This is a genomic window from Bradyrhizobium sp. ISRA464, from assembly GCF_029910095.1.
GTDB lineage: Bacteria > Pseudomonadota > Alphaproteobacteria > Rhizobiales > Xanthobacteraceae > Bradyrhizobium.
Genome location: NZ_CP094526.1, coordinates 5,129,106 through 5,148,321 on the forward strand (window position 1 = coordinate 5,129,106; position 19,216 = coordinate 5,148,321).

The 19,216-nt window shown below is 63.9% G+C and carries 16 protein-coding genes; 6 read left to right on the forward strand and 10 right to left on the reverse strand.

The window, feature by feature from the left end; all coding sequences use genetic code 11:
* The first annotated feature begins 213 nt into the window (after nt 1-213).
* Nucleotides 214-1,280 (forward strand): IS630 family transposase gene (locus tag MTX19_RS24175; RefSeq protein ID WP_280979624.1). Its coding sequence is split into 2 segments (ribosomal slippage): nt 214-700 and nt 700-1,280, totalling 1,068 coding nucleotides; the frame shifts between segments, so codons are not numbered across the junction.
* 172 nt (nt 1,281-1,452) lie between these two features.
* On the forward strand, nt 1,453-2,964 hold the full coding sequence (locus MTX19_RS24180) for an ATP-binding protein (RefSeq protein ID WP_280979625.1): 1,512 nt from the start codon (nt 1,453-1,455) through the stop codon (nt 2,962-2,964).
* A 52-nt stretch (nt 2,965-3,016) separates the two neighbouring features.
* On the opposite strand, the gene MTX19_RS24185 is transcribed toward MTX19_RS24180, so the two are convergent.
* Both MTX19_RS24185 and MTX19_RS24190 read right to left on the reverse strand, forming a co-directional pair.
* Nucleotides 3,017-4,069, reverse strand: coding sequence for a hypothetical protein (locus MTX19_RS24185; RefSeq protein ID WP_280979626.1), 1,053 nt, complete (start codon nt 4,067-4,069; stop codon nt 3,017-3,019).
* Nucleotides 4,066-4,707: a TetR/AcrR family transcriptional regulator gene (locus MTX19_RS24190; RefSeq protein ID WP_280979627.1), complete on the reverse strand. Its 642-nt coding sequence runs from the start codon at nt 4,705-4,707 to the stop codon at nt 4,066-4,068. Before MTX19_RS24190 ends, MTX19_RS24185 begins: the two co-directional genes overlap by 4 nt.
* Before the next feature lie 91 nt (nt 4,708-4,798).
* Here MTX19_RS24190 and MTX19_RS24195 point away from each other — a divergent pair, with 91 nt between their 5' ends.
* From MTX19_RS24195 to MTX19_RS24205, 3 genes are read left to right on the forward strand one after another with little or no spacing between them, the layout of a single operon-like run.
* On the forward strand, nt 4,799-6,217 hold the full coding sequence (locus MTX19_RS24195; protein ID WP_280979628.1) for an ABC transporter substrate-binding protein: 1,419 nt from the start codon (nt 4,799-4,801) through the stop codon (nt 6,215-6,217).
* Between the two features lie 18 nt (nt 6,218-6,235).
* Nucleotides 6,236-7,009, forward strand: coding sequence for a crotonase/enoyl-CoA hydratase family protein (locus tag MTX19_RS24200; RefSeq protein WP_280979629.1), 774 nt, complete (start codon nt 6,236-6,238; stop codon nt 7,007-7,009).
* Between the two features lie 3 nt (nt 7,010-7,012).
* Nucleotides 7,013-8,026 (forward strand): NADPH:quinone oxidoreductase family protein, encoded by a 1,014-nt coding sequence (locus MTX19_RS24205; RefSeq protein WP_280979630.1) that lies wholly within the window; start codon nt 7,013-7,015, stop codon nt 8,024-8,026.
* 585 nt (nt 8,027-8,611) lie between these two features.
* Here MTX19_RS24205 and MTX19_RS24210 read toward each other — a convergent pair.
* Genes MTX19_RS24210 through dinB form a run of 6 tightly spaced genes read right to left on the reverse strand, consistent with a single transcriptional unit; the run spans nt 8,612 to nt 15,146 of the window.
* The gene (locus MTX19_RS24210) at nt 8,612-10,210 is read right to left on the reverse strand and encodes an acetyl-CoA C-acyltransferase (RefSeq protein ID WP_280979631.1); all 1,599 of its coding nucleotides are present in this window, start codon (nt 10,208-10,210) and stop codon (nt 8,612-8,614) included.
* Entirely contained in the window at nt 10,207-11,694 is a 1,488-nt protein-coding gene (locus MTX19_RS24215) for an AMP-binding protein (protein WP_280979632.1), read from the reverse strand. The genes MTX19_RS24210 and MTX19_RS24215 overlap by 4 nt, the downstream gene beginning before the upstream one ends.
* Complete coding sequence (locus tag MTX19_RS24220; protein WP_280979633.1) at nt 11,691-12,203, reverse strand: biotin transporter BioY; 513 nt, start codon at nt 12,201-12,203, stop codon at nt 11,691-11,693. Before MTX19_RS24220 ends, MTX19_RS24215 begins: the two co-directional genes overlap by 4 nt.
* A 41-nt stretch (nt 12,204-12,244) precedes the next feature.
* Nucleotides 12,245-12,868 carry an energy-coupling factor transporter transmembrane protein EcfT gene (locus tag MTX19_RS24225; protein ID WP_280979634.1) on the reverse strand — a complete coding sequence of 208 codons (624 nt, stop codon included), beginning with the start codon at nt 12,866-12,868 and terminating at the stop codon, nt 12,245-12,247.
* Nucleotides 12,865-13,848 carry an ABC transporter ATP-binding protein gene (locus tag MTX19_RS24230; RefSeq protein ID WP_280979635.1) on the reverse strand — a complete coding sequence of 328 codons (984 nt, stop codon included), beginning with the start codon at nt 13,846-13,848 and terminating at the stop codon, nt 12,865-12,867. Before MTX19_RS24230 ends, MTX19_RS24225 begins: the two co-directional genes overlap by 4 nt.
* A gap of 50 nt (nt 13,849-13,898) precedes the next feature.
* Complete coding sequence (gene dinB / locus MTX19_RS24235) at nt 13,899-15,146, reverse strand: DNA polymerase IV (protein WP_280979636.1); 1,248 nt, start codon at nt 15,144-15,146, stop codon at nt 13,899-13,901.
* 494 nt (nt 15,147-15,640) lie between these two features.
* On the opposite strand from dinB, the gene MTX19_RS24245 reads away from it, so the two are divergent.
* Complete coding sequence (locus tag MTX19_RS24245) at nt 15,641-16,864, forward strand: ABC transporter substrate-binding protein (RefSeq protein ID WP_280984871.1); 1,224 nt, start codon at nt 15,641-15,643, stop codon at nt 16,862-16,864.
* A gap of 91 nt (nt 16,865-16,955) precedes the next feature.
* Here the strand turns inward: MTX19_RS24245 and MTX19_RS24250 are convergent, their stop codons facing one another.
* On the reverse strand, nt 16,956-18,464 hold the full coding sequence (locus MTX19_RS24250) for a glycerol-3-phosphate dehydrogenase (protein ID WP_280979638.1): 1,509 nt from the start codon (nt 18,462-18,464) through the stop codon (nt 16,956-16,958).
* A complete protein-coding gene (locus tag MTX19_RS24255; protein WP_280979639.1) occupies nt 18,461-19,198 on the reverse strand; it encodes a class II aldolase/adducin family protein in 738 nt (245 codons plus the stop codon). The genes MTX19_RS24250 and MTX19_RS24255 overlap by 4 nt, the downstream gene beginning before the upstream one ends.
* Between the last annotated feature and the right edge of the window lie 18 nt (nt 19,199-19,216).

Below are 19,216 nucleotides of genomic sequence, written 5' to 3' on the forward strand. Positions count from 1 at the left end.
CACCACAAAGGATCGAAGGATAGCGGCGATAGCGCGCTTCGACCGCGCGGTAAACGGCGAGCGGGTCAGTTGCATGAGATCGACGCCATAGTTCGTGCGAATATTTTCATTGCATAGTCTGATACCAACGGCCCCCGGATTTGACTCACATTTGGGATTCCCAAATCAGTGAGTTTCTGAATCGATGTTGCTGCGTAGACAGGAGCAATATCGATGGGGGCAGCGGTAGCGATTACGCGGCTTGATTTGACCGCGGGCGAGCTTCGGAAGGCGGCGCGCAGAGAGAAGAATAGTACGGTAGCGCGGCGGATATTGGCGCTTGCGCTTGTGCTGGAGGGCGCGGACCGCAAGAAGGCAGCCGAAAGTTGCGGGATGGATCGTCAGACCCTGCGGGACTGGGTGCATCGTTATAACGCCGAAGGCTTGGCGGGACTGCGGTCGCGCAAACCGACGGGACCGCGGTCGCGGCTGACGACAGAGCAGCAGGCCGAATTGGCCGCGTTGGTCGAGGCCGGTCCCGATCCTGAGCAGCATGGGGTCGTACGTTGGCGGCGGGTGGATTTGCGCGACGCGCTTGAGCGGCGGTTTGGCGTCAAACTGCACGAACGTTCGGTCGGCAAGGTTCTGGCCAAGCTCGGGTACCGCCGGCTCTCGGTGCGGCCGCGCCATCCGCAAGCCGATGAAGCGGCTCAGGAAGCGTTCAAAAAAACTTTGCTACGACCCTCACGACAACGCTCCCCGCTCACGCCCAAGGCAAGCCGATCGAAATCTGGTTCCAGGACGAGGCGCGGATCGGCCAGCAGGGCACGCTGACACGCGTGTGGGCCAAGCGTGGCTCACGGCCTCGCGCGCCGCGCGATCGACGTTACGATTGGGCTTATCTCTTCGGTGCCGCCTGTCCTCAACGTGGCGTCGCCGCGGGTCTTGTCATGCCGACGGCAAATGCAGAGGCGATGTCACTGCATTTGGAGGCAATCAGCCGCAAAGTTGCACCCGACGCACATGCCGTTCTCGTCTTCGACGGCGCCGGCTATCACAGTGCCGGCACCGTCCGAGCTCCGGAAAATATCACTCTGTTACAGCTGCCGCCTTATGCGCCCGAGCTCAATCCGATTGAAAACGTCTGGCAGTACCTGCGCGCCAACAAGCTCGCCATCACCGTCTTCGACGACTACGACGATATCGTCGCCAAGACCTGCGAAGCCTGGAACTTCTTCGCAAATGATCCAGATCGCATCGCCTCAATCACAAGCCGCACTTGGGCAACAGTCAATCCTTAGGGCCATTGGTATGACAATCCACAGCCTTTTGGTTGATTGAGATTGCTACAGATTTTCTTCCTGTCAGAACGGGGGGCCCTGCGTCCACAATCACCCGTCCTCCGAACGTGAGGCGCTCGACTGGCCGCGATCGGGTTGATAAGCCCACCGCAAGGAGACTTTGAGTCGGGACATGACCGTTGCGATTGAGATGGGGCATACGACGGCAGGCGGCTCGGCCACTCTGGACCTCGAGGAACTGCTGGCAACGCGCCTGCTGGTGCAGGGCAATTCGGGGTCCGGCAAATCCCATCTGCTGCGCCGGCTGCTGGAACAGAGCGCCCCTTGGGTGCAGCAAACCATCGTTGACCCGGAAGGGGACTTCGTCACGCTGGCCGAACGTTTTGGTCACCTCGTAATCGATGCCGAGGACCACACTGAGCGGGGTCTGCAGGTCGCCGGCGAGCGAGCGCGCATCCATCGCGTCTCCACGGTGCTCAATCTCGAAGGGCTCGATGCCGAGAACCAGATGCGGCGCGCTGCCGCCTACCTGAGCGGACTTTTCGAGATTGCCCGCGATCACTGGTATCCGATGCTGGTGGTGGTGGATGAGGCCCAGCTGTTCGCGCCGGCGGTCGCCGGAGAGGTGTCGGACGAGGCACGCAAATTGTCGCTCGGGGCCATGACGAATCTGATGTGCCGCGGCCGCAAACGTGGGCTTGCGGGGGTGATCGCGACCCAGCGACTGGCAAAGCTTGCCAAGAACGTCGCAGCGGAGGCGTCGAATTTCCTCATGGGCCGAACTTTCCTGGATATTGACATGGCGCGCGCCGCCGATCTCCTGGGCATGGAGCGCCGGCAGGCCGAAGCCTTCCGGGATCTCGAACGCGGTCAATTCATGGCGCTGGGCCCTGCCCTCTCCCGTCGTCCCCTGGGTCTGCGCATCGGCCCCACGGAAACCCAGCCACGCAATGCACCGCCGAGACTTGTTCCGCTCCCCGGAGCGGCGCTGGAGGACGCACGCGCCATTATCCTGGCGGCCCCGCCACCGGAGAATATCCGGCCCCAGCGCCGGCCGGCGCCGGATCTCCTCGGCCAACTCATGGCCGCGAAGTCTGCAGCACTCGAAATGCGTCCCGAAGTCGCGGAACAAGGCCTCAACGCTGAGGAGTTGGCGGTGCGGCGTACGCGGCTCGATCGTATCCTGTGCGCCATCCTCGCAGAACCTGACGCGGGCTTCCGCGCCATCGGCGTCCTGTATCAGGAGTTCGTGGTCCGCTGCCGAATCGAGGGCCTCGGTTCGGCCGTGCCTGACCTGAGTGACTTCCGGCGCATGTTGACGCACGCTCGCGCCGGACTCGCCACCGACATGGCAGAGGATGACGCGTGGCAGGATGTCTCGGTCCGCGCCTCCATCCTGCCCGAGGACATGCAGGGTGTTTTCATGATGATCGCACGCGCAGCGAAAGAAGGCCGGCCCTGCCCAAGCGATGCCGCGATTGCCCGTGCCTATGGCACGCATTCGTTTCGCCGCGCACGACGTTTGCTGACCTACATCGAGGAGCAAGGCCTCATCGTCTGCCAGCTTGATGGTGCCGGCCGACGAATCGTGACGCTCGTCGAACTCGCCTGGGCGACGGCGCCGGGCGACCCCAACGCCGAGGAGCTGTCGGCCGAGGCGGACCCAAGCAGCCTGGCTCAATGATGCGATGCTTGGGCACGCCAGGCTGAACCTCCTCCAATCCCACCTTTGCCCGCTAGCGAAATTGCCAGCACCAATATGCGTCACCGCGATCGCGCCGCTCCGTGACGTCAACGCCAACGAAGCGGTCATGCGCCAGCGCCGCTCCAACCCACAGTTCATTCCAAGCATCGAAGACGGCCGGAGACAGTGCCTCGCGTTCCGCCATCAGGCGCCATGACGTCTGTCGGACAGTTGCGATGGCGCCTTCTGTTCGCAGTTGCGCATCGTCGCCCTGCCCGACCGCAAGCTTGGCGAACGCCGCGGCGAACCCCGCAGGCCCCGGTCCGACGCCTCCCAGAAGCGATGCGACCTCGTCGAAGGTGTGCATTCCGACCAGACGCGCGGCCGCGCCGGCGAGATGGCCGCCCGATTCGGGGCCGAGCACCGCGATCGTTTCCGGAACGATCGAGGTGATGTATTCCATCGCATAGTTGCGCAGCACCTTCTGCAGCCGCGCTTCGGGCCAGGCATTGTCGGGGAGCCGCGGGGCGAGATCTGCCCGGAACGGAGGACAACGCTCACCGGGCGAAAACTGCAAGCGCTCCTCGGGAGCGAGGTCGTGATCCCACTCCTTGTAATAGCCTTCGAGGCCGGGCTGACCGTCCACGGTCTGGCCCGTGCATACGAACCCCAGTCTCGGATTGCCGAGGACGACGCCGTTGTTGGCGTGCCACCCCCACAACATGGCGCGCGACACCTCCGAGGGAATGCCGCAGATCGCCGTTCCCGACCAGATCCACCGCGGCGGCGGATAGCGCACCCAGGCCTTCTTGTCGCTTTCGTAGACATATTCGACCTTCACGCCGCCGACCTGGTTCGACAGATAATGATATTGCGCGCAGGCCACCGCATGAGGGAGACGATCGAGACCGAGCTTCTGCAGGCCCGGAACGAAGCGCGCCAGTTGCTGCCGCCTGAACGTCTTGAACACCACGTCGGCGGCGCGCGCGGCACCGGCGCGAGACGAGATCATCAGGATCAGTCCCGTCAGATAGGAGTGGTAGATCAGCTCGATCGCGCGATAGGCCGCGACGTCGTCCTTTGTGCTGCCTGATCCCTGGCTCATTTCTTCTTCTCCAAACCGGCGACCACGAAATCTGCAATCTGCTCCGCCAGACGCCTCTTCGCCGCCTGCGTTTCCCCCGAGCGAGGCTGATACCAGCGCGATGTCCAGTTCAGGGCGCCGAGCAGCGGCTTTGCGGCGAGCTTCGCGTCGACCGACCTGAACTCTCCGGACTCAACGCCATCCTTGATGACGCGGATATAGAGGTTCTCGTTTGCCTCGCGCAGCGCCGCGACCTCCGCGAGTTCCGCCCTTTCGCTCTCGTTGGTGCGCTCCAGAAGATGCATTTCCAGTCCCTGCGCGATCACGCGGAGATACGCCAGGTGATCGATGACGAGGATCGTGTGCGCGACCGCCATGCCGTGCAGCCGCTCGCGCGCGGACAGTTTCGCTTCGAAGGACGGTCGGATCGCGGCTTGCGTCAGCTCCATTCCGCGGCGATGCACCGCGAAGAAGAGCTCCGACTTGCTGCGGTAGTAGTAATAGATCGCGCCTTTCGTCGAGCCGATCTCGTCGCTGACCCGGTCGAGCGACGTCGCGGCGAAGCCCTGGCGCATGAAGGCGCGCGCGGCGGCGTCGAGAATATCGACCCTGCGATCGGCCAGCGGTTGGCCGCCTTCGATCTTGCCCAGCTTGCTCACATAGCCCTCCTGCGTCGGCGCCGTTGACACCAGAACATACTACTCAGTAGCATGCAACATACTACTCGGTATCTAGCACGGATCGGCATCGGTGACGGACGACTATGCGGGGCTGCGTATCCTCGACGTGAGCCAGGGGTTTGCTGGGCCCTATAGCGGCGCGATCCTCGCGCACGGCGGCGCTTCCGTGATCAAGGTCGAGCCGCCGGCCGGAGGCTGGGCGCGCTCGATCGGCGGTCACACCGTCTTCAGACACGTGCCCAACAAAACAAGAAAAGACAGGTGGAAAATGAAAGCAAAGATGAAGACGAGTGCCGTGGTCGCCGGGCTTCTGGCGAGCCTGATGGCTTCCTCCGCGATGGCCCAGGTGTCCGACAACGTCGTGCGCATCGGCATCCTCAACGACATGACCGGCATCTATGCGGATGCCGGCGGCAAGGGCTCGATCCTTGCGGCCCAGCTCGCGGCCGAGGATTTCGGCGGCAAGGTCGCCGGCGCGCCGATCGAGATCATCTCGGCCGATCACGCCAACAAGCCCGATATCGCGGCCAACCTGGCCCGCCAGGAATACGACGCACAGGGCGTCGACGTCATCGCCGATGGCGGCTCGTCGGCGGCGGCGCTCGCGATGCAGAACGTTTCGCGGGAGCGCAAGAAGATCATCCTGTTGTCCGGCCCTGCCACCGCTGAGATCACCGGCAAGGCCTGTTCGCCGTACAGCTTTCACTGGATGTACGACACCTATGCGCTCGCCGCGGCTCCTCCTGCGGGCGTGTTGAAGCGCGGTGGCGACACCTGGTTCTTCATCACCGCCGACTATGCGTTCGGCAAGTCGATGGAGAGCGAGGCGACGAAGCGGATCGTCGCCGACGGCGGCAAGATCATCGGCGGCGTCCGCGCGCCGCTCGACACGCCCGACTTCTCCTCGTTCCTGCTGCAGGCGCAGGGCTCCGGCGCCAAGGTGCTCGCGCTGGCGACCGCCGGAAGCGACACCAGCAACGCGATCAAGCAAGCGCAGGAATACAACGTGATCGGACCGAACACGCAGGTCGTCACCTTCCTGATGTTCATCAACGATGTCGACGCCATGGGCCTCAAGAACGGACAGGGCCTCGTCTCCTCGACGACCTACTATCATGACCTCGACGACGGCAGTCGTGCCTTCGCAAAGCGCTTCTGGGACAAGATGGGACGCCCGCCGTCGATCGTGCAGGCGGGCGTCTACAGCTCCGTGGTCCACTATCTGAAGGCGGTCGCCGCGACAGGAACGGACGATGGCGACAAGGTCGCCGCCAAGATGCGCGAAATGCCGGTCGAGGATGCTTTCACCCATGGCGCAAAGATCCGCGCCGACGGCCGTCTGCTTCGCGATCTCTACGTGACCGAGGTCAAGAAGCCGGAGGAATCGAAGGGCCCCTGGGACTACTGGAAGATCGTCGCCACCATTCCCGGAGACAAGGCGTGGCGTCCCGCCGAAGAGAGCGAGTGTCCCCTTCTGAAAACCAACTAGGCCGAGGAGCGTCGGGGCATGGCGGATCACCGCAAGCTCGTTGTCGAGAACGATGGTCCGGTCACGATCATCACCATCAACCGCCCGGAAGTTCGCAATGCCCTCGACAATGAGACGGCGGCGGCATTGACCGCCGCGCTGCGTGCGTTTGACGCAGCGCCTGACCAAGCCGTCGCGGTCCTGACCGGTGCGGGGGGTCACTTCTGCGCCGGGGCCGACCTGAAGGAGCTCGCCGCAGGCCGCGAATACCGGCCGTGGGCGGGCGATCCCGACGGCCCGTGTCACGACCTGCTGTCGAAGCCGGTCATTGCCGCGGTGGCGGGCTATGCATGCGCGGGCGGTCTCGGCGTCGCGCTGCGCTGCGACCTTCGCGTGGCGGAGGAAGGCTCGACCTTTGCCGTACTGTCGCGGCGATGGGGCGTTCCGATGAGCGACGGCACCACGGTGAGGTTGCCCCGCCTGATCGGCGCCGGCCGAGCCCTCGACATGCTGCTGACCGCAAGGAAAGTGTCGGGAGCGGAAGCCGTCGCCTTGGGGCTGGCCGACCGGCTGGTGCCGAACGGGCAAGCCCTGCCCGCGGCCATCGCGCTCGCGCGCGAGATCGCCGCCTTTCCTCAGATCGCAATGCGCTCCGACAGGATGTCCGCCATACGCCAATGGAACCTGTCGGAGGAGCAGGCGCTCGCGCTCGAGGCCAGCCTGTCGATCGAGGCGAGGCAGAAGGAAGCACGCAGCGGCGCTGCCCGCTTCGCGTCCGGCGCGGGTCGCCACGGCTCGATCGAGAAGGAATAGTCCATGCGCGCGGTGGTCGGTCACCAGTTTGGCGGCATCGACGATTTGCGTCTCGAAGACGTGCCCCCTCCGTCTCTTGCGCCGGGGACTATCCGGATCTCGGTCCACGCGGCTGGCGTGAGCTTTGCAAACCTGTTGTTCATTGCGGGCAAGCACCAGAACCGTCCGTCGGTCCCCTTCATTCCCGGAACCGAGATCGCCGGCATCATCACCGAAATCGCTCCCGATGTCGCAACGCCGCTGCGCGTCGGAGACCGCGTATGCGCCGGATTGCCGTCGGGTGGATTTGCCGAGGAAGCAATCGTCGACGCCGGCAACGTCTTCGCAATTCCCGACGCGCTGAGCTTTGCCGGCGCGACGCTGTTTCCGACCATCTATGCCACGGCCTATGCCGGCCTCACCTGGCGCGCCAACCTCAAGGCCGGCGAAACCCTGCTCGTCCACGGCGCGGCCGGAGCGAGCGGATTGGCCGCCGTCGAGATCGGGCGCGCGTTGGGGGCTCGGGTGATCGCGACGGCCGGCGGCGAGCGCAAGCTCGACACCGCAAGGCGCTTCGGTGCGGATCACGCGATCGACTACAAGCGCCGGGATTTTCGCGAAGCCGTTCTCGAGATCACGAACGAACGCGGTGCGGACGTTGTGTTCGATCCCGTGGGCGGCGACGTCTTCGACAACTCTTTGCGCTGCATCGCCCCGCTCGGCCGCATCCTGCCGATCGGCTTTGCCTCCGGCCGCATTCCCCAGATTCCGGCCAATATCGTTCTCGTGAAGAACCTCACTGTGATCGGCCTCTATTGGGGATTCTACATGGCGTGGGGCAAGTCCAGGGCGGATGCAGCGCTGCGCGCGCAAGTCAGGACCTTGTTCGACGAGTTGTTTGCGCTCTACGAGGCCGGAAAGCTTGGCGCCCCCGTCGACCAGACGCTCCCTCTCTCGCAATTCGCTGACGGCCTTCGACGCGTAGAGCAGAGGCAAGTCATCGGCAAGATCGTTCTTACGCCAGGGGAAACGGCTTGACCGAACAAGCCGTCGGACCGACTTTCGAAGCGCCATTCCGTGCCCTGTGCGTGCTCGATTCGGACAAGGCGTCGCCGCTCCTGTTGCCGTGCGACCGCAATCTCGCGGCACGAGGTGTCCGAGCTTTGCTTCTCGTTTCGCCCTCTCTTGATCAGAGGGCGCAGGGAAAGCCGGGTGCCGATCGCACCCATGGGTCCCGAGCAAATGGAAAGCTCGGGAGGTAGGACCACAGGCGAAACCGGAACGATCCCGGCTTTCCCTGCGCGATGGTTTACGGCTTATACGTGCTCTCCCCGGCGAGACTCGGCTTTGTTGTCACCGTCTTTGCAAAAGCGCTTCGCGCTTTGCAAGGAGACACCTGCCACTAGGGCGTCAGGCCTGCACGACTTCACCGTCCGCTATCTGCCACGCTCGTCAGCCGTGACATCGGCGTCCACCGCATCTCGACCCAACACTCGTGACGATCGCGAAGCGCCCCTCAGGCGGGTGAGACGGGCCATTCATACACTGAGTTGCGCTTCTGAAAAACAGAAATATTTTTGCGTGAGGGACTTGCGCCGTCGGGCAACTCAGTGATTGGCAGGCTCACCGCGCGTCATAGAAGACGTCGACAACAGTCAGCGTCAACGCAGCCTTCCGGGTCTCGACGAAGTTAATCGCACAGGCGGTTTCGACACGAACAAAGCTGCGCGTCGGCGTTACCGACAAGAATTTCGCCTGCAGGAACAGCGGTACATCTGTTCCGACGGCATGCCTGAAACGGACATGGCGATATTCCGCGACCAGGCATTTCTCGAAATGCGCAACGCTGTAGGCCTCTTGCAGAAGGCGCGGTAGCCGCACCAACAGCAGATTGCCGGGCACGATCGTGCGACCAGCCGGCAGTTCCACCTTCGCTCGCTCGACATCGGAGTGAATCCACTGGCGATCCCCGCTGAGCTCAATGAAGCGATCGACGTCGGACTGAGTCAGCGCGAATGTTTTACTCTGCAGTTCGGCGCCGACGAACGCGGCGAGGTCGGCTGGGCGATCGACACGAACCAGCATGGTCCTACTCCACGCGGAGCAGCACAGCGGAGCCAAGTCCACCTGCTGCAGCGATCGCCGCCAGCCCGGTTGCGCCCGCATGCATCCTCTGCAATTCATGCCACGCGCGCACCACCACGATCGCCCTGATGCGCCGATCGGATGCCCCCGTGCCAAGGCTCCGCCGCCAGGATTAACGAGAGTGGGATCGAGACCGAGCCCGCGGATACAGGCCATTGCCTGAACGGCGAAGGCCTCCATGATTTCTGCGACAGAAAGTGAGGATGTGGATAGTCCCGCATGACGCAAGGCCGCGCGCGCCGCCTCGATCGGCGCCAACCCTGGACGTTCGGGATCGCCGCCCGTCCGCCCAGCACCGACGACACGGATCACGCGGGCCGAGGAATGCACGGACGCCAATGCGCGTTCCGACACCAGCAGCACCGCAGCGGCAGCATCGGCTTCGACCGCGACGGTTGCGGCAGTCACGCCATGGGTTGAACTCCCGGCGAGAACAGGAAGTCGTGCACAGAGACCCGTAGCCAGACGACGGGCAAAAGGATCTCCCGTATGCCCTGCGACGGGTACGAATTCCTGCGCCGTGACGCCGCGTGCCAGAGCCTTGCGGTGGCTCTCGATGGCGAACGCTTCCTGGTCGCCGCGGGTGATATCCCACTCCGCCGCGAGCATTGCCGCGGCCGGAATCACGTCCGGATCACGCTCCGGCCACGGCGCGAATGGCGGTCTGTCATAAGGCTGCGCGACCTCACCTGGAACGAACGGGCGCCGAGCGCGGATTGGACTGCGGCTGAAGCTTTCGACGCCGCCCGCGACGATGGCATCGGCTTCTCCGGCCTTGATGCGCGCTGCGCCCAGCAGGATCGCATCAAGGCCTGCACAACATTGGGTGTCGATCGTGCTTGCCGGCACCTCTGCAGGCAACCCGGCTTTGAGCGCAGCGACGCGTGCCGGGTTGCCGCCGCCATATAGCGCGTTGCCCAGGATTACCTCGTCGACTTCTGACGGTGAAAGACCGGCGTCGTCGAGCGCCGCCCGAATAGAAGCTTCAGCCAAATCAACGGCCTCCACCCTGGCAAATGCGCCGCCGCGCGGCACGACTCCCGTGCGACGCGCGGCGACGATGAAAGCCGCGCTCATGACAATCTCCGCGCCATCGTGCCTGCGCTCCAGACCTGACGCAGCCGGTCAAAGTCGGTTTTCCCGGAACGCGTCAGAGGCCATTCCAACACACTCGCATAGACACGCGGCACCTTGTAGAGCGGCAATAGGGCGCGCAGGTGGGAGATGAGTTCAGAGGCGACAACGGTCGCATTTGCGCGCGTGTGTATGAGCGCGATCAATCTCTCGCCGCGGCTGGCGTCAGGCGCGCCGAGCACGGCAGCGGCCGCCACCGCAGGGTGACGCTCGAGCACTCGCTCGATCTCCTCGGGGTAGACGTTCTTTCCAGACGTCACGATCTTCCTGCTGGCCCGACCGACCAAGTGCAGGAACCCCTTCGGATCAAGGAAGCCGATATCGCCGACCGACACGGCATCGCCGTGGCGGAGCAGATCGGATGATTCACCACAAGCGTAATTCATGAACAGAAACGGGCTCTCGACGAACACAAAGCCGGTCTTGCCTGCTCGCAGCGATCGGCCGGTCCGGTCCCGGATCGTCACCACGGCGCCTGAGAAGGCGCGGCCAACCGATGTTTCGGGACTGCCCTCATCTGCCTTCGCCACCGTCATGAAGCTGGTCTCCGAAGCGCCGTAGAATTCAGCGATACGGGCATTGGGGAACACGCGCTGCAATGGCTCGCGCTGTTCCGCCGGCAGCTTGGCCCCGGACGACAAGACCCAGCGCATCGAGACGAGCGCAGCGTTGCCCGCGGCCTTGACGATCATCTGGAACTGCGTCGGCACGGCATAGAGCACCGTAGCCTGCTCGCCTTCGATCAGGCGCACGACGGTGTCGGGCCGGAATTTTCGGCAGAGAATGACGCAGGCACCGACGTTAAGCCCATGGACGAGCGCGTAAAGGAAAAGCGAGTGGGTGAGCGTTCCGGGTGCGAGAATCACGTCCTCTGCGCCAATTCCGAACTCCTTTCCGTCATGACGAAAGCTCTCGGTCCATGATCGATGATGACGGCGGTAGCCTTTGGGGAGGCCGGTCGATCCGGAGGTAAAGCCAACGTAGAACGGCCTCAGCCCATCCGGCTCGGAGACTGAGATTGCTTCGACCGCGGCGCTGAGGATCGTCGCGAGCTGTGTGAAGGACGACAGGGCATCGGTAAGAATGATCGCTCTGTCTCCGGCGAACCGAACATCGAAGCTGATGAGCAGCGCGGGCGACAACTGCACCAGGATCGCGCGTGTCATCTCGGCCGGCCAATCAGGATCCAGCACCTGTGCCTCGCGCCCCGCGCGCGCGACGGCAAGAAACAGAAGGGCAAGTGCGGGACCGGTCGGCAGATGCAGCGCGACGCCACCGCCCTCCGGAGTCGCGGCGGCAATGAAGCCGGCCAATCGATTGATCTCTTGGTCGAGACGCCGCCAGGATATCCGCTGCTCCTCGAACACCAGCGCATCGCGGTCCGGCGTCCGCGCGGCATGATACGACAGCGGCTCCGTGATGCTCACGTGCGATGTCCGAGAGCGGCCGGATAGGCCTGTTCGGCGGCCTTGGTCAGGAACGCCGCAGCGAGCACCTTTACAAAGTCACCCGGCAAGAACACTGAGGTGGCCAGCATCGCCTGCAATGCTCCCATATGCGCCACGATCATGAGACCGACGATACCGCAGGCATAGACGACGACGATTCCGCCGGTCATCGCGGCTGCGAATGCTGCGGCAAACACTGGCACTTTGGTGAGGCGCTGCATGACGACACCGGTGATGAAAGCGCCGGGGATCCAGCCCAGCAGGAAGCCTGTGGAAGGAGCGAAGAACACGCCGAGCCCGCCTCGGCCACCCGCCAGAAGCGGGGCGCCAAGCGCAACAACGAGCAGCAGCAACAACACGGCTAGCGCGCCCTGGCGCGGACCGAGCACGATCCCGGCAAGCATCACACCGAGCGTCTGCGCGGTGATCGGCACGCCGCCAGCCAGGGGGAGATGAAACGTCGGCAGCAGGCCGAGCACCGCGATCATGGCCGCGAGCAGCGAGATTCGAGCAATGGCGCGAGAATCCATCAACGTGATCCTTTGGGTTGGCGATCTGCGCGGCCATAGCCGCGCGTATCAAGGGCGTCGGCGACGTGGTCCGCAAGTCGCAGTGTTTCGATTAGGAACAGGACAACAATGCGAAGCGGAACGCGTCGTTGTGACCGCGACCGCCACGCCTCTTCGCGTGCGTGCCAGTTGGCCAGCAGCACCGGAATGAAACGCAGCACCAGCGCGACCGATAGCGCGATCTTTCGAGAGTTGACGCCCAGCGGGCGAAGCAGCCGAAACAACGGCTCGACGGCATCCATCAATGCCGACATCGTCGTCGTCACTGTGACCAGATCGGCGACGAGCACCATGACCAGGAGCCGCAGCACCACGCTCGCCCCCTCGTCCCACTGGCTGAATAAGCCCTGCAAACCACCGACGATCGCGAGCAGCGGAACGATCGGCTTCAGCAGGCTGAGCCGCCGCACGGCATCGCGGCCGAGCGCCGCATAAACGCCGACGACGACAGCAAGGCAGAGCGCGAGAAGCCGCCAGTCCTGCATCGGCAACAGCGCCATGCTCATGCCTGCGACCGCGCAGAGCTTGAGACCCGCCGGAAGCCGATGCAGCCACGTCACGCGGGAAAGATACCCGCCCATCATGCCGCGCCGCTCTCCAGCATCAACGCGCCCCGCGCGGCGGCATGCGCTCGGTAATCTGGAAGCACCTGCGAAGGCGTGCCGTCAGCCCTCACCTGGCCCTTCTCCAGCCAGATCACACGGTCGAAGTCACGCAGCAGATCGAGGTCATGACTCGCCATGACGATCTGCTGCGGCAACCGCGCAAGCCTTGCCGACAGCGACAGCCGCGTCGGCAGGTCGAGGCTGGAAAATGGTTCGTCGAGCAGCAATATCCTCGGTTCAGTCGCGAGGATCGCCAGGATGCAGACGAGTTGCTTCTGTCCCTCCGACAGGTCGTGGATCGCGCGATCGATCCAGCCGGCGCAGCCATGATCGGCCAGTAGATCGCTCGCCGCCTGCCTGGCCTGAGCCGCCGTCTGACCACTCTCGATCAGGCCGAAGGCGACTTCTTCGCCGACGGTCGGGAAGATGATTTGATGGTCCGGATTCTGGAACACGAATCCGACATCGAGATGCAGTTCCCTGCCCGCCTGCGTCGTGCGACGTCCGTTGACGACCACCTCGCCGCGTTGGGGCGACAGCAGGCCGTTGGCGAGGCGCAACAACGTGCTCTTGCCGGAGCCGTTGTCGCCGACAAGACCAATTCTCCGCTCACGCAGGTCGAGCGACAGGCCGTCAAAAATCCGGTTACCTCCTCGACCGAGGGAAACTTGATCGAACACGGCTCCGACAGACGGTGCCGCACGGCAAGGCTCCGCCCCATTGCCCGGCTGCACGCCACCGGGGCTGCGCTTTGACCGCAAAATATCGAGCAATCCCATATGTTTCCGGCCGTTCTCAAAGCCCGCGTCGCAGGACAGGAAGCCCGCTACCAGCCACCAGTAGCCCGTGCGTGCCGAAAACTCCACCCGGCCGAATGAGTGACAGATACGTGGGATCTGAGCGGGTTTGCCCGATCTATGGGTATTGGAGAACGGGAGACACCTGGCGCTCGGGCTCACCTCAGGCCATGGGCGGAGGCGCTCCACGGAGACCAAGTTACCGTCAGCGGCTAGAGGTCCTTCTCGGCCAGCTTGCGAAACTCGTCAGGCACCGAACGAGAGACACCAAGTGCCACCGAGCCATATCCGATCGCATCCCATCCGAAGCGATCGCGGATCTTGTCGATGGCACAGTCTGCCGCCCAACGGGCCAAGCCAAGCCTGCTTCCGGGGCGACGCGCCTGATCTGCAAGCCCAAACGGGAGTTCGAGTTCGAGATCCCAGTGCTCCTCGAGATGCGATACGGAGATCGCCAACAATGAGATCATCTTCTCGTCCGGGTGATCCGCCAGGATCGCACGCACCAATTCCTCGGCGAGCTCAGCGAGGATCATGGTGGCTGAGATCGGCGCATCGAGCGTTGTCGAACGCGTCACCGAGCTTAAGTCTGCGAAACGCACGCGTACCGTGACCGTTCGGCCGGGTCTGGACTTCGCCCGGAGCCGCGTCGCGACGCGGTCCGCGAGGTGAAGCAGGGTCGGCCGGATAACCCGCTCAATGGCGGGCTTCTTGCCGATCGCCGACTGCGCCCCGGCTGATCGGGCCCGATGGTGAGGTTTGAGCTGCCGGGGATCGCGATTCCAGGCCAGCTCCGAGAGCTTCTGTCCCGCCGCCGGTCCGAGCAATCGCTCGAGCGACCAGCCGGGCAGCCTGGCAAGTTGCCCAATCGTCGACACGCCGATCGCAGCCAGCCGTGCCTTGGTGACTGGTCCCACGCCCCACATCAGCTCGACCGACAGCTCGTGCAGGAATTCCAGCTCAGTGTCGGGATCGACAACCACGAGCCCGTCAGGCTTGGCGACTTGCGAGGCGATCTTGGCCAGGTGCTTGGTGCGCGCGACACCCACGGAGATCGGAAGGCCAAGCTCGGTGCGCACGCGCCAGCGGATCGCCGCTGCGATTTCGGCGGGCGCACCGAACAGATGGGTGCAGCCCGCAACGTCGGCAAACGCCTCATCGATCGAAATGCGCTCGACGAGCGGCGTGAAATCGCCGATCACCTTGATGGCGGCGTCACCCAGCCGCTGGTAGTCCTTGAAATGGCCGCCGACAAAGGTGAGCTGCGGACACAGCTCGCGCGCCTGCCGTCCCGGCATGCCGCCACGAATCCCGAATGCCCTTGCTTCGTAGGAAGCGGCAAGCACAACACCGCCGCCGACGGCGATGGGCTTGCCACGCAGGGATGGGTTCAGCAGTTGCTCAACCGACGCGTAAAACGCATCCAGGTCTGCGTGGAGGATGGTGCCTGCTGATGCCATCCCAACCGTTCACCTGCGACGTCTGACCAAAACTTGATGCCGTTGCGATACGTCACGATTGACATGAGAACAAAATAGGAACATCCTGAGAGCCGGTCAATCGGGAATCTTGGGCATGTCGGCCGTTTCGAAGACGCTGCAAAGACGCGACCCGCTGGATACGGCGGCCGATCAAGTGATCGCGGCGTGCGACGGCGACCCTCGTGCCGCAGTCCGCGCACTGATCGTCGCCAAGGGACTTCTCGAGGCCGAACTGCAGGACATATGCGCAGTACCCTCGGAGAGACACACTCGCGGCCGAAGCACGCGGCGTGAGCAGGACTAAGCCTCGCATAAGCGCGCATTTTCCTTCGGGCGGCATCTGATCGATTTTGCTGGTTGAACTGAGGTGTCGAAGCGTCGCCATGGCGCAGAGCGCCATGCTCGGGAAGAGGTTGTCGCGGGCAAGTGACTCCTGCAGTAGACACCCCGATATCCAACACTCGAGAGCGGAAATGACCTGGACCAAAGCTTCACCATCTACACTGCTGATTGCGCTCGGCGCTTCCCTTTTCTTCGCGGCAAGTACGGCCCGCGCAGAAGATGGCGTATTGCGAGTCGGTATCATCACCGACATGAGCGGGCAGTATTCCGATGGCAACGGCACCGGCTCCGTCGTCGCGGCGCAAATGGCTGCCGAAGAAATCGGCGGCACGGTAGCGGGGCGCCGAATCGAGATCATATCGGCCGATCACCAGAACAAGCCCGACGTGGCTGCCGGAATCGTGCGCAGCTGGATCGATACCAAGGGCGTCGATGTGATCGCCGAGGGTGTGAATTCAGCCGTAGCACTCGCCATCCAGACCGTGACCCGTGAGCGCAAGAAGCTGTTCCTGATTTCGGGCTCCGGCTCGTCGGAGCTCACCGGCAAGCAATGTTCCCCAACCAGTGTGCAATGGACCTACGACACCTATGCCTCCTCGAACGCGACCGCCAAGGCCGTGGTCGCGCGCGGTGGTACGCCGTGGTTTTTCCTCACCGCGGATTATGCGTTCGGCCAGGCGCTGGAGCGCGACGCGAGCAAGGCGGTGACTGCTGCCGGCGGCAAGGTGCTGGGCGCGGTCCGGCATCCCTTCGACACCGCGGATTTCTCGTCATTCCTGCTGCAGGCGCAATCGTCCGGGGCCAAGATCCTGGCGCTCGCCAATGCCGGCTCCGACTTCCGCAACGCGGTCGCTCAGGGCGATGAGTTCAATATCCGCGAGAGCATGCAGGTCGTTGCGCTGCAGGTGACGCTCACGGACGTGCCGGCACTCGGTCTGCAGCATGCGCACGATCTCCTGTTCACGGACTCCTTCTATTGGGATCGCACGCCCGAGACCCGGGCATTCTCGCAGGAGTTCTTCAAGCGGCACGGAGCGATGCCGACGGCCTACCAGGCCGGCGTGAATTCGGCGCTGCGGCACTATTTCAAGGCGGTGGCTGCCACCAACTCGGTCGATCCGGAAACGGTGATTGCGCAAATGCGCAAGACGCCGGTCAATGATTTCTTCGCTCAGGGCGGCGTCGTGCGCGAGGATGGCCGGATGGTACACGACATGTACCTGATGCGTATCAAGAAGCCGGAGGAGTCCAAGAGCAAGTGGGATCTGTACGAGTACCTCGCGACCATCCCCGGCGATCAGGCATTCCGTCCGCTCAGTGAAGGCGGCTGCCCCTACATCACCAAGGCGCAGTGACGGTGTCGTATGCCAAGCGCATGGCGGGGACGATTTCCTCGCCCGCGCAGCTCTGCTGGGCTACGCCGGAGCTTCCATGAATGGCCTCCGCTCACAGATAGTCTTCAAAGGTGTCGCATTGCGCGCGCGTCAGGTGCAGGCCGTGCTTGGTGCGTCTTTCGAGAAAGTCTGCGGGCCTTGCCGCCCATTCCGTCTCGCGGAGGTAGACGGCTTCGCGTTCATAGAAATTCCCACCGAAGTGACGGCCGAGATCGGCAACACCGCGTGCCGATCCAAGGAGATCGCGTGCGCGCGTACCATACAGGCGCGCATAGTGATGGATTACCTGTTGAGGCAGATCGGGATAGGCGCGCGCCAGGTCCGTCGCAAAGTCCTCGAAGGTGCTGCCGATGTCGCCGCCCGGCAGTGGCTTTCGCGCCGTCCACGCCGATGACATTCCGGGAAACCAGGGCGCCAATCGACCAAGTGCGTGCTCGGCGAGCCGGCGATAGGTCGTGATCTTACCACCGAAGATCGCCAGAAACGGCGGTTGTTCCGTCGTTCCATGGACTTCGAAGACATAGTCTCGCGTAACCGCGGAGGGATCCTCGGAATTATCGTCATACAATGGTCGAACGCCTGAAAAGGCGTGCACGATGTCGCCCTCACATGGCGAAGCACGAAAATAGCGGCGCAGTACCCCGAGCAGATAGGCAATCTCGCCGCCGTCAATCGCGACGTCCTCCGCGCGGCCGTCATAGGGAATATCCGTCGTCCCGATCAGCGCGAGATCGTCCTCATAGGGGTTGACGAAGATGACGCGGCGGTCCTCGTTCTGAAGCAAATAGGCCTGCGGACCGCTCCAGAATTTTGGCACGATAACGTGGCTTCCCTTGACCAGCCGCACATTGTGCGCCGGGTTCAACCCTGCGACGCCCTGCACGACATCTCGGACCCACGGGCCTGCCGCATTGACAAGCGCACGCGCACGCACCACCTGCGGGCAGCCGTCCTCGCCCAGCATGTCGAGGCGCCAGTTCTCTCCCTCCCGCCGGGCGCCCACCGCGCGCGTCCGCGGCAATATCTTGGCGCCGTTACTGGCGGCATCGATCAGATTGAGGATCACGAGTCGCGCATCGTCGACCCAGCAATCCGAATACTCGAAGCCGCGACGGAATTCCGGGCGTAGCGGAGCGCCTTCGGGCGCCTGAGTCAGATCGAGCCCGCGGCTCGGCGGCAGCTGCTTGCGGCCACCGAGATGGTCGTAGAGAAACAGCCCGGTCCGCACCAGCCACGCCGGCCGCTGCTCGGGTGAATGCGGCAGCACGAAGCGCATCGGCCAGATGATGTGCGGCGCCGAGGCCAGCAGCACCTCCCGCTCGATCAGGGCCTCGCGGACCAGACGAAATTCGTAGTATTCGAGGTAGCGTAGCCCGCCATGCACGAGCTTGCCCGAGCGCGACGACGTGCCCTCGGCAAAGTCATCCTTTTCGCACAGCAGAACCTTGAGGCCCCGGCCAGCCGCATCCCGGGCAATGCCGGCCCCATTGATGCCGCCACCGATGATTGCGACATCGACGAGCCCGTGGTCACGGCCCGTACCCGGTGCAGCCGCGGTCATCGCGTCCCGCTGCGCTTCTTCGCGACCTGTCGGCGGGCTGCGGCTTTCTCGGCAGGGCGCGCCTTCGCGGACTTTGGCTTCGGCGCCTGGAGACCATAGGTCGAAAATCCCTGTGCCGTCTCCGCGATCTGTTCCTGGCTGAGAATGTGCGGCGTCTCGAGCGCGAGCGAGAGATAATATTGACGCGCGATGGTTTCGAGCTCGACGGCCAGCCACATCGCCTTGTCCAGGTTGGGGCCGACGGCAATCATGCCGTGATTTGCCAGCAGGCAGCCGTTGCGGCCTTCGAGTGCGGCGAGTGCGAGCTCGGACAACTCCGGCGTGCCGTAGCGCGCATAACCTGCGCAGCGAATGTCATGGCCGCCGAACGCGGCCATCATGTAGTGACAGGCGGGAATCGACTTGCGCGCGATCGCAAGCACGGTGGCGTAGGTCGAATGGGTATGCACGACGCTGCCGACGTCGGGCCGGCCGCGCACGATATCGAGATGGAACCGCCATTCGGTGGACGGCTGCAGCGGCCCCTCCCAGGAACCATACTCGCCCTCGAGCGGCATCGATGCGATCATCTCGGGCTTCATCGCCTCATAGGGCGTGGCCGACGGCGTGATCAGCATCCTGTCCCTAAAGCGGGCGGAGATGTTTCCTGACGTTCCCTGGTTGAGACCCGACGCATTCATCCACCGGCACTTGGCGATGATCGCTTCGCGCAGCTGTCGTTCCTCGCGGGTCATATCAAGGCACCTTTCGTC